Here is a 15,787-nt window from a genome sequence, read left to right on the forward strand (position 1 = left end):
AATAAGTGAGAGACAATCATGTTTATAAAACTCTTTTATACGCTGCGAACTTACGGCGTACCCGTCACGACTCGCGAGCTGCTCGATCTCAATGCCGCGCTCGACAAAGGGCTAATGATGCAGCCGCATCCTGAGAGCTCAGCAGACTCAGAGTATCCAGAGCTGCAGACTTTTGCCAGTCGCGAGGATATGTATCGGCTGATAAGGCTTTGCATGGTTAAAGACGAGCGTCACTTTGATAAGTTCGATCGGGCGATGGCAGATTACTTCGAAGGCGTGGATAGCTTAGATATCGATGAGCTGATGAATAAGCTGACCGATATCCCCAAAGAGTGGCTCGATCTCAAGCTCGATCCCAAAAACCTAACCGATGAGCAGCGCCGTTTGTTAGATAAGTATGGCTCGCTAGAGGAGCTGCTGAAAGCGCTAGAGGAGCGTCTTAAAGAGCAAAAAGAGCGTCATCAAGGCGGCAGTAAATGGGTCGGCACTGGCGGCAGCTCTCCTTTTGGCGCTTATGGCGATCATCCCGAAGGCGTACGCGTCGGCGGTGAGTCGCGTAAGGGCAGTGCAGTCAAAGTCTGGGAGCAGCGTAAGTATCGTAACCTTGATGATGATAAACAGCTTGGCACGCGCCAGATCCAAATGGCGCTACGCAACTTGCGTCAGTTTGCACGTACTGGTAGCGAGGATGAGCTAGATATTCATGAGACCATTAAGCGTACCGCCAAAAAAGGCGTGCTCGATATTCATATGCAGCCTGAGCGCCGTAACCGCGTCAAAGTACTCATGCTATTCGATGTCGGCGGCAGTATGGATATCCATGTTGAAGCCTTAGAGAAGCTGTTTTCAGCGGCGAAAAACGAGTTTAAAACCTTAGAGTTTTTCTACTTCCATAACTGTCTGTATGACTATGTGTGGGAGGATAATAATCGCCGACATAGTAATCCTATGCCGACTTACGAGCTGCTTAATAAGTACGGGCGCGAGTACCGAGTGATATTTGTAGGGGACGCATCTATGTCACCGTATGAGCTGTTTTCAGTTGGCGGCAGCGTTGAGTATATGAACAACGAAGCGGGAGTAGTCTGGCTAAAGCGTGTGCTCGCGCACTTCGATAAAGTCGCTTGGCTTAACCCAGAAGAAGCCGCATTTTGGTCCTATACGCAAACCATCACTGAGATAAAACAGATCTTTGACAACCACATGTATCCGATGACTTTGCATGGGGTAGAGGATATGACCGCTTATTTGGCAAGGTAGTTTCTCGTCAAAAAGTATAGCCATAAACGTAATGGTATAAAGGTCGATATCCACAGATAGCGACCTTTTTTATCATTTATAATATTTATTGATATCATCGACTTTATTATTATTTGTTGCTAAAGTGATTTTTAGCGAGCAACGGATTGTGCTACTGCTGCCTTCGTTTTATATTGTCCTATATTTGCCTTATTTCACCTGTTATTAATACTCGAGACGCTCATGATTTTCAAAAAACATCACATCGCAATCTTGCTACCTACGCTTATGGTTGTAGGCTGTGCTAGCCAAAAGCCTGCCACTCAGCCGACTAAGCCGGTACGCCAAGGTAATGTGCAAGTCACCCAAACGCAAACCATCACGGTTAAGCCAAAGCCAGTTGTCAGACCGCAAGTGGTAACGCCTGCACCAAAACCAAGCTATACTAGTTTCTCAGACTGGAAGTCAGACTTCAGTATGCGCGCGATATCTGCCGGCAAAAACCCTGCCGATATTCAGCGTTTATTAGCCTCAGCTAATCTCAATCAACAAGTCATCTCGCTAGACTCGAGCCAACCAGAATTTTCTAAAATGCCATGGGACTATGCCGACTCCGCCGTATCAAGTGGTAGAGTCAGTACTGGCCAGCGCAAGTTTAATGAGCAGCGTTCTTATTTATCTAGCCTTGAGTCGCGTTATGGTGTTCCGGCTGAGATAATAGCGGCGATTTGGGGTATGGAGTCGTCTTTTGGCGCAGTGACAGGTAACAGCTATATACCAAGCTCGCTTGCCAGCCTTGCCTATGATGGCCGCCGCCAAGCGTTTGCCGAAGAGCAGCTCTTAGCATTGGCTGACTTATTGCAGCGCGGTGATGTGTATTGGTCGCAGCTCGATGGCTCATGGGCTGGCGGCATGGGTGAGACGCAGTTCATCCCAAAGACTTGGCTCGATTATGGTGTGGATGGCGATTATAACGGTCATCGTAACCCTTGGTCTACCAAAGATGCGCTCGCCTCCACGGCCAATTATCTAAATGCTTCAGGGTGGGTACGCGGTCTGGCGCCGTTTTATGAAGCGACGCTTCCTGCCTCGTTCGATTACTCTTTAGTCGGCACGAAGCAAACAGCGGCAAGATGGGCGTCGATGGGTCTAGACACTATAGAAGATGTCAATCTAGATGCCAATACGATGATGGAGCTGTGGTTACCAGCCGGTAAAGATGGTCCAATCTTGCTGCTAAGCCCAAACTTTGATGTGATTAAAGTCTATAACAACTCCTCAAATTATGCATTGGGCGTAAGTCTACTTGGCAAAGCGATAACGGGTCAAAGTGGCCTACGCACATCATGGCCGCGATACGAGCGTCCGCTATCGACCGTACAAGTCAAAAATTTGCAGCGCCGTTTGACTAGCGCAGGCTACGATACCAAGGGCGCTGATGGTATCATCGGTACCAATACGCGCAAGGCTTTTCAGCGCTGGCAAGCGGCTAATGGACAAACGCCAGATGGTTTTATCACCCAGCGTAGCGCGATATCTTTAACTGGCTGGTGAGCGGATCTGATTATGCCTTTTTTTAAAAGTGACTATTGGCATAAATTGAAGTGGCATAAATTAAAGTGGCATAAATTAAAGTGGCATAGATCAAAGCTTAACGATTAAATGTTTTTTCTAAAATGAAGCAAAAGCTAAAAAGCATCCGAGTTAGGGTGCTTTTTTTGTAAAGTCTAAATGATTTGGGTTAAGTGATTTTGGTTAGGTGCTTTTGGTTAGGTGATAGTCTAAACGTAGGGCGCGTCAGGGCAATGTGCAGCCTTAATTTCATTATCTGTAGGCTGACGAGTGATAGTGATGGCGCTTTGCTGCTCAGGCTGCCAGTTGATAAGTTGCATATCGGCGAAGCTCTCAAGCCAGCCGCCCATGGGCCAGTGTTGCCACTTCTCATAAAAGCGATTGGCATTGACAACGATACTCGAGAGGTGATTGAGCGGCGGACGATAGACACTGTGCTGCTGATGATAGATAATATCACCAGTCAAATAAAACTCAATATTTAGTTCGCGTGCCATAAAAGCAAAGTCCGTGTCTTCTGCGCCATAACCGACATAATGAGTATCAAAACCGCCGATATTTTCAAATTGAGTACGGCTAATGGCAAAGCATAAACTCCAAAACGCACCATAGTCTTGCGTACGCTCAATTGTTCTTTTCGCTCTGTTAGTTATCTTCGCGGACTCTAATTCTATACTGTCAGTGGATTCGGCAGCTTGTTCAACCGCCTGCCCAACCGCTTGTTCAACCGCTTGTTCAACAAGGTTATGACGATAAGGATTAGTCACCGCGAGAGCATTTAGTTCACCATTGCCCCAATCACCTTGTTGTAATTTACCAGACTCATTATCGGTTAGCGGACGCGTCAGATAGAGCGGCTGACCCATCAGCAGGGCACTGGGATGCGCGGCTAGCTTCGCGCTTAATTGCTCAACAAAAGTCGTCGACGCGATACAATCGACATCCAAAAATATCAGCTGCTCATAACTGGCTTTAGCTGCGCCAAGATTGCGGTTTCGGCCAATATCGAACCCTGTTTTTTCTATAGCGTCGTTTTCGTTGTCCGACAGCAGATCTTCTTGACTAGCTGCTGCTAAATCAGTCTCTTTACTGTCCAAAGTAGGGATTTGCACGATATTGAGCGGATACTCAGCTAAGCGCTTAGGTTCAGTATCATCGTTGACGATAATGACCTCAGCAGGCTGCACGCTACCGTTAGCTAAACTACTAAGGAGATTATAAAGGTGGCGATTACGACCATAGCAAGTGGTAATGACGCTGACATCGATAGTTTTGGGTCGAGGGTGGTTTGCTTGATTCATAGTTTATTTTTATCGTATTAATCATTTAGGAGTCATATCTAGCTTTGGTAATAACCAGTCCTGAAACCAGGATTTAGTAGCCGGATAATCAACAAAGCTGTCCATCAAGGCTTGGGCCGCGGTTTTAGTGTTTGTTTCATCTACCGTATTGTTACTCACTCGGTTGCTGTCTGGCTTAGCAGATGAAGTGAGTAAACTGCCGAGACTAGGAGGGTTTTTTGACACGTCTACAAATTGTTGCCAACTCATCGCCCGCCCTTGTGCGATAAGCGCCTCTGCCATTACTTCTTGCTCACGATGTGGCCGCTCATCTGGTAGCACTACTAATGGCGTCTTGTGATGATAAGCTTGGGCGATAGCATTGAGTCCGCACGCCATTATCAACAGATCGCTATGCATAAGAAAAGGCGAGACATCGGTTACTTGCGCGGCGATATCAACATAGCTACGTTTGTTATCAGCGATTAGCCCAAGCGATATAATCAAGGCATCAGGGTGCATCTCTCGCAGTTTCGGCAGCTTAGCGTCAATCGCTTCATGGCCACCATAGCCTTTAATCACTGTAATAATCTTTGGGTTTTGTTCAGCTTCATCGGTTAGATTAAACTTTGTAGCAGGGTTTGAGCCATTATTATCGTCTTTGATTAGATCGGCTAGCGATACTATAAATGCATCATAAGAGATGGACTTGGCGCTCTTTTCAGGCAAAAAATCTAAGTATAAGGTTTTTTGTTGAAGCCAGTCGTCGGTCTCAGACGTCTCTAAGGCTTTCGGGTAGGGCGCAAGTAAGCCTAGGGCCCCGGCAAAAGCATTGAGATGCGGATCGTCATCGCGAATACCTGCAAGCCTAACGTAAAGATAAGGCACGCTAGCAGCGCGGCAGAGCATAGCGACTTCTACGCTGACATCGATAATCATTAGATCGATGCTATGCTGCTGAATAGCATTTAAGAGTTGTAGGCTACGAGTTTGGATATCGTGATTACCTACAGGAGAGTAATGCAGACTTGCCGGCTGCCAGTACTTGCCTGCACGGCCAGCCAAAATATCATCCTCTCGCTCATCCTCTGCATTAAGACGAATAATTTGGTCATTTTTGACAGTCGTAAAAGTATAAGCGTCTATGGTAAGGCTGGTAAAAACGATAAAGTTGTTACGTAAGCTGATAGGCATAAGCGCGGCTAGTTTATCCGCTTGTCGGCAATGACCTGAGCCGTGGTGATGAGCATAATAGCCAATGCGCATAAAAATTCCAAAAATTATATAAAGGTTTAGAGTAAAAATTAAACGACTCTTTCAACTTTTTGCTTCCTAGTTTCGTCTTTATTTTGAGTAGTCGTTTCACTTGGATTATTAACACTATTTTGACGATTTATATTTGAAACAGTATTGCTAGCTTTACAATTAGCGCTATCTGATACTAAAGGTTCTAGCGATAACGCTTGTCTGTATAAATCGACATAGCCATCGACCATAGCCGTAACCGAACAAAACTGCTCAGCACGCGCACGACAAGCCGCTCTTGAGCGAGTCTTAATAGTATCAAAAGCTGCTACAAAGGCCTGTTCATTACACTTAGGGACGATAATACCTGTCTCATCGTTGATAATCTCTGCCGCAGCGCCTACGTCGAAGCCTATCACTGGCGTACCGCAGGCTAAGCTCTCAGCCAAAGTGAGGCCATACGGCTCATCCCAAGTACTCGTAAATAGCATGGCGGTTGCTTGACACAAATAGTCGTTGATTTGATCTTTGGTTAAGTGACCCACGTAAGTGAATAGCGCCTCGCCATCTGCCTTATCGGCATCCGCTGCCAGTAGTGGCGCAACTTTGCTATCAAAATACTCTTGATTACTTTTGGGACCTGCGATAATCAAGTGTTTACCCGCTGTCTGACAGTATTGCATCGCTAAGTGTGTGCCTTTTTCGGGGCAAATACGCCCATACCAAAAATAAACCTCCTCGTTAATAGGCTCAATATTGGCTGTAAAAGAGTCGACATCGATACCGTTATAGACCACATGTGATGGCACAAACTCGTCAAACAGCTGCTGCTGGTGAGCGCTGATTGAAGTAAATTGCGTGGCAGTGCCTTGCTGCAGGGTTAATAAAGCTAAGCGTATATGTGGAAAAATAGGCGTATGAAAGGTAGTAAAAAAACGCTTACCAAATGCCTGACCCGTTAGCATAGGTACGTGATACAGACTATGGTTATGGATGATATCAATCTCGCCGCGTTTGTCCCTAGCAATGATATCGCTAAGCGCCTGCTGATATACAAGATACTGATACATATCCTCACGGCTCATGCCGACAGAGTCGTGCTCATTGTCATAAACTAAAGCATCAAACTGTTCGCGAGTCATGAGCGGCTGTAGGTTAGCCTGCGTTTGGCTGTCCTCATGAGCATAGAGCAGTACGTCATGACCGCGCGCGACTAGCTCATCACATAGTAGCTGAGTAATCATCTCCAAACCGCCAGCATAAGGCTGTGCAATCGGATAGAGCGAATGAGCGATGATAGCGATCTTTAGAGGCGCATGCATGAGCGGCGCAGAGCGAATCTGCATCGAAGCTTTAGGATTTGTCAGTGACATAATGTGTCCAGTAAGGGGCGATAAGGAGAATGTAAGTATTGTATTTATACCGGTATTATATTTATATCGGTTTAAACGTTCGTTATAGCTTTTATTATCAATAGCCGCACAAGCTGAATAAAAACAGCTATGAGCTTGCGGCTTCTTTGTCCGCGCAAGCTTTATTAATAGAGTGACGGCTCATAGCTGTTGATGGAATAGATTTAGCTTTTGCTAGTGAGGTAGCCGTTTTGCTTGGCTTACGCCCAGCTTTATACTGGCTATGCGTTTTAAAGTTAATAATTTGTCCCTCTGTTCGCTGATAACGATAGTTGTCTAGCGCCACACTGGCAGCAAACACTTTTATCAAACAAATCACTAAAGCAGCAATAAACAACACCGGCGAATAAAGCGGAGAAAAAGGCGCAACTAGTAGCAAAGTAGCCAAGTTAAGCATCAATAGCAGTTTAGGTAGCGCCCTGATATTGGCTATAAAGGTCGAGCGAGAGGTACTACTATTAGCTTGTTTAGGCGTACAAATAAAAGGTTTGTCACGGCCCCAAAGTACTGGCATCCACGATAAAGCGCCAAACTCCCAAAAATTCAGGTGCAGCAGCCAAGCTCGCGTTTGTTTTTTTAACGGTTTATATTTTTGTAGAAGAGAGGCAGGCTTATGGCTAGTTTGTTTAGCGCTATGTATTTGCTGGTTAAGAGGGGCGCTATCATGACTATAAGCCCAAAAGCGTCTGCCTAAAAACAGCGCGTAGCTGGCAAAAACGGCATACAAAGGCGCGAGTAATAACTGAAAATTTGCTGCAAAATTAAGTAATAAAGCGCCAGTAACCATCAGGACACACGCTAGCTGCAGCAAAATAAATAAGCCAGTGAAGTTGACCCAAGCGCTAAGCTGCGAGAGATGCGCTCTGATATAAGATAGGCGCTCAGAGTTTTGTTGAGCTTTAAAAGGTGTTTTCTCTGCTACCGACGCTTGCTTATCAGTAGCAAAATAAGAGCTCAGCACTTGCATATTGCCATAAATCCAGCGCTGTCTTTGACAGATAAGATCCGGCAAAGTGTTGGGCAACAGGCCTGTCGCTATCACTTTAGGGATAAACTGACTCTTCAGCCCTTGCCGGTGCATCAAGACACCCATTTGCGCATCTTCAGTAATAGACGCGCCAGACCAGCCGCCTAGTTGGGTAAGGGCTTGCCTGCGAATAACTGCAAAAGTACCCGTTGATAACGCGCGCTGACGGTTGAAAGGGCGGTACAGATGATAATTAAAATAATGGTTTAATTCGCTATGCACATCTATTAGGCCTTTATCGCGATAAAACTGCGGAAACTGCAACAAAGCATGAGTAGGATAGTCTACTATTGCTTGAGCGATAGCTTCTCTAGCATAAGGGAGCGCTTGATAATCACTATCGACTACCACAATATGACTACAGCTTGCGTCCATCAACTCTAGCGCTAAGTTCAGCGCTCCTGATTTAAAGTTAGCGACTTTATCCACATGATAAAAACGTACTTTAAGCTCACTTGCCAAACTGGCGCAATAAGCGGCCAAAGGCTCGTACAAGGCTTTATCTGTATGGTTGTTATCGATAATGAGAATCTCGTCATTAGCGGACTTAATGGCTAGCAAAGACTCAATAGTCGCTGTGACAACCTCAAACGGTTCAGCACGAGTCATAATCTGAAAACTTAAACTAACCGTATCCTCATTATCCAAACCTTCAGCATAAGAGCTGCGGCTTGAATGATAAGTAGTGAAATTAGGCGTAAAAGCAGTCACTTCATTAACGGTCATGATCTATCCTTGAGCATCCACGTAACTTATGGCTAATAGGGTTAAGTATTGATAATTATAATTTTAAAGTTATTTTTATAATTTTAGGCGTCAGTCATGTAAGAACAGAGCTATTAATAGTAAAGCTATACTCAGTTATAAAGTCATAATAATATGGTTTAATAGCTCAAATTAGACAAGAATTGTCGTAAAAATAGCCTAAGTGTAACGGTGAGTAATTTAGGTAAGAAAGTGTTAGTTATTAGGTGGTTAGCGTCCAGATTAGTTGCTGTATCGTCTTCTACTGATTTCTAGCACCTGCATTTAGTCAGCAGACAGGTTTTATGATTCAGAGTCATATTTGTTTACTCTAATGTATAGCTGGCGAGTAAAGTGTTATAGTCGGACCAAGCTAACATGAACGTATATTCACTTAGTGCTTTGCCTAAATGAGCATAAGCAGAATTTTATAGAGTTCGTTAAAAAGCATAATGTTTTGATAAGGATAAGATGATGGGATTATTAGTAGAAGGACAGTGGCAAGACCAGTGGTATGACACGGATGCTACTGGCGGCCGCTTTAAACGCGAAGAGTCGGGCTTTCGCAATTGGGTAACCAAAGATGGTGGCGCAGGCCCAACAGGAAAGGGCGGCTTTAAGGCTGAGCCAAACCGTTATCATTTATATGTGTCTTTAGCTTGTCCTTGGGCGCATCGCACGACTATCTATCGTAAGCTCAAAGGGCTTGAGGATATGATATCGCTATCGGTAGTGCATCCGTTTATGCGCGATTACGGCTGGACCTTTAAAGACAGCGACGGTGTCATTCAAGATCCGATCAACCATGCCAATTATATGTATGAGGTGTATACCGCAGCAAAATCTGACTATACCGGCCGCGTGACAGTCCCTGTATTGTGGGACAAAAAAAACCATACTATCGTCAGTAATGAGTCCTCTGAGATCATCCGTATGTTCAACTCCGCCTTTGATGAAGTCGGGGCAACACCGCTTAATTTACTACCAGATGATCTAAAAAACGAGATTGATGAGATTAATGAGCAGGTCTATTCATCAGTCAATAATGGCGTCTATAAAACAGGCTTTGCGACAACGCAAGAGGCTTATGAAGAGGCGGTAACCGAGTTGTTTGACGGCCTTGATAAATTAGAGGCGCGTCTGGCAACGAGCCGTTATTTAGTAGGCGATAGACTTACTGAGGCCGATTGGCGACTATTTACCACTTTGGTAAGATTCGATGCGGTTTATGTCGGTCATTTTAAATGTAATATTCGCCGTATTATTGATTATCCTAACCTTTGGAACTATCTCAAAGAGCTATATCAAGTGCCCGGTATCAGCGAGACTGTCAACATGGAACACATTAAGGCGCACTATTATACCAGTCATGACACTATCAATCCGACTGAGATCATACCACTTGGCCCAGTTATTGACTTTAACGAGCCGCATAACCGTGAGCAGATGAGCGCATAAATAGCGGCTTTAAAACCGATATATTAGCTTATTCATTTTTGCAGAAACCCACTATCTAAAAGCTAGTGGATTTTATACACTCGCACAAGTGATACTTTGAAATTGAACTTTTGATAAATGGTTAGGAGCTAAAAATGACTGATAGAGTCGATCCACAAGACATACAACACAAATTTGAGCGTTGGTCTGCTCTACAGTCAAAGTTATTACAGGCGCAGCAAGATTGGAGAGAGGCAGAAGCGCTACTGTCTGAGGTACAAGAATACTATTTAAGTCCGCAGTGGATGCAAGATCGCAAGGCTGATGTCACGATTAAGCACTCTGGTGAGGCTCATTCTATCTTTAGCGAAGACGGTATTTGGAATGCGATGACAGAGCATCAAGAGCAGGCGATTACTTGGATGCGCTTAGGGTTGGACGCTATCGACAAGTAAATCAAGGCGTTAGCACTTAGTGATTATCGGCCTGCGCGTTTGTTAGTGTTTATCAGATAAACGCCGCTTTACAAACCAGCCAATAATAATGACAACGATAAGGATGCCAATACCTGTCGAGTAAGGGGCGAGCGTCGATTCAATAACCTCGTAGTTTTGGCCCATATAGTAACCCGCGAGCGTCAGACCTGTCGTCCAAATGCTTGCACCAAGTGCGGAGAGCCCCAAAAACGGTAGCATCGGCATATTATTCATACCGGCAGGAATCGAGATAAACGAGCGGATACCAGGCACCATACGACCAAAGAATACCGCTTTTTTACCGTGCTTATCGAACCATTCATTGGTAGCTTTGATATCGTCAGGTTTTACAAAAACAAATTTGCCATATTTTTTGGTTAAGGCTATCAAGCGCTCTTCATTAAACACGCGGCCTAAATAGTACAGTGGTAACGCACCAAGTACCGCGCCAAGCGTCCCTGCTAGTATGGCAAGTATGAGATTAAGCTCACCATTTGAGGCGGCAAACCCAGCAGCAGGCATAATGACCTCAGAGGGAATAGGCGGAAAGACGTTTTCGGCAAACATGGCAAAGATAATGCCAAAGTAGCCAAACTTCGCCGTGATAGAGAGTACCCAGTCACTGATTTGACCCATAAAAAACCTTTAAAATAGAATGAACAATACTGCTGCTAAGCCGAATATTTAGGCAAAAGATACTAGCTCATCACTGGTTTTTCAATTTAGAAGGTTTTACGCGCTGTGCAAGTTTCGTTAACGTATATCTAAATCATCAGCGTAGGCAAATAGTGCCGGCGCGCCTCCGGTATGCCAAAATAAGACGTTATCGGTTGCTTTGATTTGCCCGGTGCGTATCATATCGATGAGTCCGCCCATCGCGCGTCCCGTATAAACAGGGTCCAGCAAAATACCTTCGTTTTGCGCAGTCAATGCAATCGCTTCTTTTTCAAGCTCGCCGATCACCCCATAACCGTCGCCAACATAATCAGAGTTGAGTATCAGATCGTCCGCAGTGAACTGATAATCGGCTGCAATCAACTGCGCTGTGCTGTTGGCTAGGCTCACGATATGCTCATCAAAAGGCACTTTATCCATCTCACCTTTATCAATATTGATGCCGACTATTTGACTATGAGTCTGCAGTATTTTATTGCCAAGCATTAAGCCGGCATGAGTCGCGCCAGAGCTAGAAGCGAAGATAATATGGCTAAAATCTACCTTTAACGCTTCACGCTGCGCGTTAAGCTCTTTGTACGCCTCGATAAAGGCCACCGCACCTAATTCATTAGAGCCGCCGTAAGGAATGACATAAGGTTTTTTGCCCTCAGCTTTTAACTGTGCCACGAGGGCTGGAATATCTTCCCCCTTACGGTTCTCGCCTGCCCAATGGATATGGCAGCCGTAGACTTTATCGAGTAGTAGATTACCTTGCGGCTGCTCGGGCTCTTCGCCGCCTAAGACGAGATGACACTCAAGCCCGAGGCTTGCCGCAGCCCCTGCCGTTTGCCGGCAATGATTGGACTGAATAGCACCTGCAGTAATCACCGTATCCGCGCCTTTGGCTAACGCATCACCGATAATGTATTTAAGCTTACGCGTTTTATTACCGCCGAGGGCGAGTCCCGTATTGTCATCGCGCTTCATATAGATATTGGGGCCGCCAAGCGTTTTGCTTAAACGTGTCAATTCAATCAAGGGCGTAGGGAAGTAGCCTAGCGACGCTTTAGGGAGGTTATGAGTCATAAAAAGTCCATTTTTAAGAGTGATTTATAGTCACTTCAAGCGAAACAAACATTTAGTATTAGCGTGAAATATGAGCTGCTCGTCACACTTGTTATTCTACAATGATAAGCATCGAGATTCATAAGTTTACTTATTTTATCAAACTGTACTCATAAAAAACCCTCATTCAACATTAAGCTTGAATGAGGGTTGGATATTGTCTAACGCTATTATAATGAGGCTACTGAGATTTAGAAATGCACTTTTACTAAGGCACTAGGTACGCTTTGATTGACGCCATCCAAACCAAATTTATTACGCCAGTAACTGTATTCCAAACCCACTTCAATACGGTTATCGATGCCTAGCGCCTCTTGCAAATTGTACTTAATTTGCGGATTAATATGTAGCTGATCTTCTAAATCATCATTGTTAAATGAGTAATCAATATAGCCATCAACGACGAAGTTGTTTTTCTCCCAACCATAAGTCAAAGTAATTTGCTGATCATCAGCGTCATTAGGGCCTGAGTTGTTATTGAATACATGATACAAGGACGCGGAAGCGTATTTCATACCTCCGATAGGCACATCGAGATCCGCACCGACTCCAACCAGATAGTTGTCTTGGCTAAAGCCGCTAGAGTTGGAGCCAAACTCGTATTGAGCGGCAAAATTGACTTGTTTGATAAAGCTATCATTAAAGGTTGCGACTTTAAATTTAGGCGCAAGCTCGCCATAGATGTCTTTGGCTCGGCTTTTCTCATTATCGCTCGCGCCTTGCAAGCGATCAACGAAGAAAAACACGCCGCCCCAAGTATGCGCAGAGGCATGCTCAAGCGTGAGCGTAGTCAGCTCGCCATCTTTTGCTAGCTCATAATCCTCACCGTATAGCAGTGAGACGCTAGTATCTGAAAACAGCACTTTAGCCTGCGCATTGCTAAACGCTCCTAGTGCTAGTGTAGCGATAACAGCCGTGGCTAATGGTTTGGCAACAGAGCGCTTAATATTTAGGCAAGGTTTTTTGATCTCGGTCACAGAGGTTGATGCAATTGAGAGAGGATGACGCACAGTAATACTCCTTTATGTACAGTCGTTGGCGAAACATAGTTAACTATCGAAAACAGGCTTAACTTATAATAACGGCATTCATTAAAAGCTGATCTCTAAATGCAAAGTTTTTTACTTTCGCTGTAGCCGTTTATAAAGGGAAATGCCTAGTAAGGTAATCACGTAAATCACAGTTGATTGAGGCGTCACGTGGTTACTTATTACAATATTTATTAACAATCTGAAACAGTTAAGCACGTTCTAAAGGCGCTGACAATGGAAAATTAGCGAACAAAATCAGCTATATAGGCAGTGTTTAAGAAAAGGGTTCACTAAGTTTATGATTTATAAAGAATAACTGACCAAATGGTCAGCTTTGCTTTTTTGTAAATGAAACAGAGCATTTAGGAAGAGAAGGGGTATTTGGATCTTTTTGATCATTAACGATAATAAATAGTTCGCTGTACGGATGTGAAAGATAATCCATCTAACCAAAGTAGAAACCCCAAACAGATCACTGTTTGAGGTTGAAAATACTTAAACTTTACACCGTTAACGCTAAAACTTTAAGACTTACGCGCTTGTACTAGATCGACAATAAGCGCCTTTAATAAGCTGATCGCCATTAAGATAATAATAAACGAGAAGGGCACCGCCGCGATAATCATGGCAGAAGTAATGGCATCTAGTCCACCTGCGAGAAGTAATGCAGCAATCACCGCGGTCAAAGCGACAATCCAAATAAGAATATGCTTGGCTCTATTCTTAATGTTGATCTTACCTGCCGCATTGATGAGATTAATCACTAATATCGCTGAATCGGCTGAGGTGACCAAATAAGTAAGCAAGAGGACCACAACCATCGCGGAGACGCCGATAGCCATCGCTGGCTGCAGCATAAAGCCTATAATCTCAAACAGCTGAGCGGTTAAGCCTGAGTCGAATATCTGACCTCCTGCGACGCCGCTGAGCTCCAAATCGATACCCGTACCACCGATTAAAGTGAACCAAATAAATAGCGTCAGACTAGGCGCGACGATACCTATCAGGCCAAACTCACGAATAGTACGGTTTTTAGAGATGCGCGCTAAGAACATACCGACAAATGGCGCAAATGCGATCCACCACGCCCAATAAAAAATAGACCAGCTGGTCTGCCAACTGCCAAGCTCTGTATTTGGATCCCAAACCGTAAACATCATCGCCGGTAGATTGACGATATAGTTAAAAATACCTTTACCGAGCATCTCTAAGGCAAACATCGTTGCGCCAAAGATCAAGAAGAAAGCCAGTAATAAGATCGACAATACCATATTAATATTACTGAGCCATTTCACCCCGCGTCCCACTCCCGATAGCGCAGAAGCAGTCGATAGACACATCACGATAAATAACGATAACAGCAGCGCGCCAGTGGTCGGTTCAGGACTCGCCGTGTTAGTCACTAGCCACTCAGCTCCGGTAATGCTGTATAAGCCTGAGGCAAAGGTGCTTAGCCCCACTCCAATAGTTTGCGAAATACCAAAGATAGTGGCAATCACCGCTGAGATATCGATGATATCTCCAAGCTTGCCCTCTAAGTGCTTACCAAACAGTGGCGTGAGAGCAGAGCGCATCGTTAGTGGCAAGCCGCGTGCGTAACTAAAAAACGCCAAGCAGATACCGACTAAACTATAAGTCGCCCAGACACTAATACCCCAATGCAAAAAAGAGTAACGGTAAGCGGCAGATAATGCCTCCTCGCTTCTGGGTAGCACTACACCATCAATAGGGGCTATCGTGTTGGCCGCAATTTGCTCTTGATAAACAGCAAAGACATCCGCCCCTTCAGGCAGCCTAATACCGTTATTACTTAGCGTTGCCATAATCAAGTCTTTTGACATGATAGTCTCGGGGTTACTGGACAGATGCCAAAGCGGCTCGGCGGCGCTATAGGTCAATACCCCGATACCGATGCCGGCTCCAAAGATCATTGAAAACCATGAGAAGTTTGAAAATTCAGGTTTTGCATTGGGATCATTTCCAAGCTTAGTGCGCCCAAACGAGGGCCATAATATGACGGTCAGGCAGACAATGATGTAGAAGGAAACGGCATAAATATAATAGCCATTAAGATTAGCATAAGACCAGTTTTTTATAGCACTGAGGACGATACCGGAGCGCTCGATATCACTTAATATCCAAATTACAACTAAAGATATTAGTAGTAGAGCGCTCAGGGCCACAAAGCGATTAAGACCCTCAAAAAATCCTGAGTCCTGAGTCTTTATATGCAGATGTTTTAACGGAGGGCGAAAAGCCATAGCGTTTCCTTGACTTGCGATAATAGCTACCGCAGGGTTTGATAATTATGAAAAAGAGCAATCAGTGGTGGCCATATGAGTAGTTGTTATGAGTAGTTTTTTGGGCACTACTGAATACTCATAATAGATGGGTCACGATTGACTAGAAGGGGTGCTTTGACCAGACGATTAAGTGCTAATAGCAAAGCTTTAGAGGGGTAGTGATGGAATAATAGCGATAATATTTATCGAAGCAGAAGACGACTCTATGACGATGAGTACGCCTTATTTATAATGCGTCA

General features: G+C 44.6%; 12 protein-coding genes. 4 read left to right on the forward strand and 8 right to left on the reverse strand.

The genetic code is table 11. The features are described 5' to 3' along the window. Positions 1 to 18 precede the first annotated feature (18 nt). Together AAEY83_RS00580 and AAEY83_RS00585 are read left to right on the forward strand one after the other, a co-directional pair. A complete protein-coding gene (locus tag AAEY83_RS00580) occupies positions 19 to 1,260 on the forward strand; it encodes a vWA domain-containing protein (RefSeq protein ID WP_025647120.1) in 1,242 nt (413 codons plus the stop codon). A gap of 222 nt (positions 1,261 to 1,482) precedes the next feature. Further along, complete coding sequence (locus AAEY83_RS00585; protein ID WP_025647119.1) at positions 1,483 to 2,793, forward strand: lytic murein transglycosylase; 1,311 nt, start codon at positions 1,483 to 1,485, stop codon at positions 2,791 to 2,793. A 227-nt stretch (positions 2,794 to 3,020) separates the two neighbouring features. Here AAEY83_RS00585 and AAEY83_RS00590 read toward each other — a convergent pair whose 3' ends face one another. The 4 genes from AAEY83_RS00590 to AAEY83_RS00605 all read right to left on the reverse strand — a co-directional run bounded on the left by AAEY83_RS00590 (position 3,021) and on the right by AAEY83_RS00605 (position 8,501). Beyond that, positions 3,021 to 4,112: a glycosyltransferase family 2 protein gene (locus tag AAEY83_RS00590; RefSeq protein WP_025647118.1), complete on the reverse strand. Its 1,092-nt coding sequence runs from the start codon at positions 4,110 to 4,112 to the stop codon at positions 3,021 to 3,023. A 21-nt stretch (positions 4,113 to 4,133) separates the two neighbouring features. Next, complete coding sequence (locus AAEY83_RS00595) at positions 4,134 to 5,357, reverse strand: hypothetical protein (RefSeq protein ID WP_025647117.1); 1,224 nt, start codon at positions 5,355 to 5,357, stop codon at positions 4,134 to 4,136. 38 nt (positions 5,358 to 5,395) lie between these two features. Further along, a complete protein-coding gene (locus tag AAEY83_RS00600) occupies positions 5,396 to 6,709 on the reverse strand; it encodes a glycosyltransferase (protein WP_025647116.1) in 1,314 nt (437 codons plus the stop codon). A 127-nt stretch (positions 6,710 to 6,836) separates the two neighbouring features. Beyond that, complete coding sequence (locus tag AAEY83_RS00605; protein WP_025647115.1) at positions 6,837 to 8,501, reverse strand: glycosyltransferase family 2 protein; 1,665 nt, start codon at positions 8,499 to 8,501, stop codon at positions 6,837 to 6,839. Positions 8,502 to 8,993: 492 nt separating this feature from the next. Here AAEY83_RS00605 and AAEY83_RS00610 point away from each other — a divergent pair, with 492 nt between their 5' ends. Both AAEY83_RS00610 and AAEY83_RS00615 read left to right on the forward strand, forming a co-directional pair. Next, the gene (locus AAEY83_RS00610; protein WP_025647114.1) at positions 8,994 to 9,977 is read left to right on the forward strand and encodes a glutathione S-transferase family protein; all 984 of its coding nucleotides are present in this window, start codon (positions 8,994 to 8,996) and stop codon (positions 9,975 to 9,977) included. Positions 9,978 to 10,111: 134 nt separating this feature from the next. Beyond that, positions 10,112 to 10,411, forward strand: coding sequence for a DUF4298 domain-containing protein (locus AAEY83_RS00615; protein ID WP_025647113.1), 300 nt, complete (start codon positions 10,112 to 10,114; stop codon positions 10,409 to 10,411). Between the two features lie 42 nt (positions 10,412 to 10,453). Here the strand turns inward: AAEY83_RS00615 and AAEY83_RS00620 are convergent, their stop codons facing one another. The 4 genes from AAEY83_RS00620 to AAEY83_RS00635 all read right to left on the reverse strand — a co-directional run bounded on the left by AAEY83_RS00620 (position 10,454) and on the right by AAEY83_RS00635 (position 15,506). Next, on the reverse strand, positions 10,454 to 11,068 hold the full coding sequence (locus AAEY83_RS00620) for a DedA family protein (protein WP_025647112.1): 615 nt from the start codon (positions 11,066 to 11,068) through the stop codon (positions 10,454 to 10,456). A gap of 117 nt (positions 11,069 to 11,185) precedes the next feature. Further along, the gene (locus AAEY83_RS00625; protein WP_025647111.1) at positions 11,186 to 12,175 is read right to left on the reverse strand and encodes a D-cysteine desulfhydrase family protein; all 990 of its coding nucleotides are present in this window, start codon (positions 12,173 to 12,175) and stop codon (positions 11,186 to 11,188) included. Between the two features lie 230 nt (positions 12,176 to 12,405). Further along, positions 12,406 to 13,224 carry a DUF5020 family protein gene (locus AAEY83_RS00630; RefSeq protein WP_025647110.1) on the reverse strand — a complete coding sequence of 273 codons (819 nt, stop codon included), beginning with the start codon at positions 13,222 to 13,224 and terminating at the stop codon, positions 12,406 to 12,408. A gap of 545 nt (positions 13,225 to 13,769) precedes the next feature. After that, on the reverse strand, positions 13,770 to 15,506 hold the full coding sequence (locus AAEY83_RS00635; protein ID WP_025647109.1) for a BCCT family transporter: 1,737 nt from the start codon (positions 15,504 to 15,506) through the stop codon (positions 13,770 to 13,772). Positions 15,507 to 15,787: the final 281 nt, after the last annotated feature.

Origin of the sequence: Psychrobacter sp. TB20-MNA-CIBAN-0197, from assembly GCF_040309765.1 — a bacterium.
Lineage (GTDB): Bacteria > Pseudomonadota > Gammaproteobacteria > Pseudomonadales > Moraxellaceae > Psychrobacter > Psychrobacter submarinus.

What these genes read in the sequence shown, in the direction of transcription:
- AAEY83_RS00580 (WP_025647120.1), top strand. Translation starts at nt 19, where the DNA reads ATGTTTATAAAACTCTTTTATACGCTGCGAACTTACGGCGTACCCGTC.
- AAEY83_RS00585 (WP_025647119.1), top strand. Translation starts at nt 1,483, where the DNA reads ATGATTTTCAAAAAACATCACATCGCAATCTTGCTACCTACGCTTATG.
- AAEY83_RS00590 (WP_025647118.1), bottom strand. Translation starts at nt 4,112, where the DNA reads ATGAATCAAGCAAACCACCCTCGACCCAAAACTATCGATGTCAGCGTC.
- AAEY83_RS00595 (WP_025647117.1), bottom strand. Translation starts at nt 5,357, where the DNA reads ATGCGCATTGGCTATTATGCTCATCACCACGGCTCAGGTCATTGCCGA.
- AAEY83_RS00600 (WP_025647116.1), bottom strand. Translation starts at nt 6,709, where the DNA reads ATGTCACTGACAAATCCTAAAGCTTCGATGCAGATTCGCTCTGCGCCG.
- AAEY83_RS00605 (WP_025647115.1), bottom strand. Translation starts at nt 8,501, where the DNA reads ATGACCGTTAATGAAGTGACTGCTTTTACGCCTAATTTCACTACTTAT.
- AAEY83_RS00610 (WP_025647114.1), top strand. Translation starts at nt 8,994, where the DNA reads ATGGGATTATTAGTAGAAGGACAGTGGCAAGACCAGTGGTATGACACG.
- AAEY83_RS00615 (WP_025647113.1), top strand. Translation starts at nt 10,112, where the DNA reads ATGACTGATAGAGTCGATCCACAAGACATACAACACAAATTTGAGCGT.
- AAEY83_RS00620 (WP_025647112.1), bottom strand. Translation starts at nt 11,068, where the DNA reads ATGGGTCAAATCAGTGACTGGGTACTCTCTATCACGGCGAAGTTTGGC.
- AAEY83_RS00625 (WP_025647111.1), bottom strand. Translation starts at nt 12,175, where the DNA reads ATGACTCATAACCTCCCTAAAGCGTCGCTAGGCTACTTCCCTACGCCC.
- AAEY83_RS00635 (WP_025647109.1), bottom strand. Translation starts at nt 15,506, where the DNA reads ATGGCTTTTCGCCCTCCGTTAAAACATCTGCATATAAAGACTCAGGAC.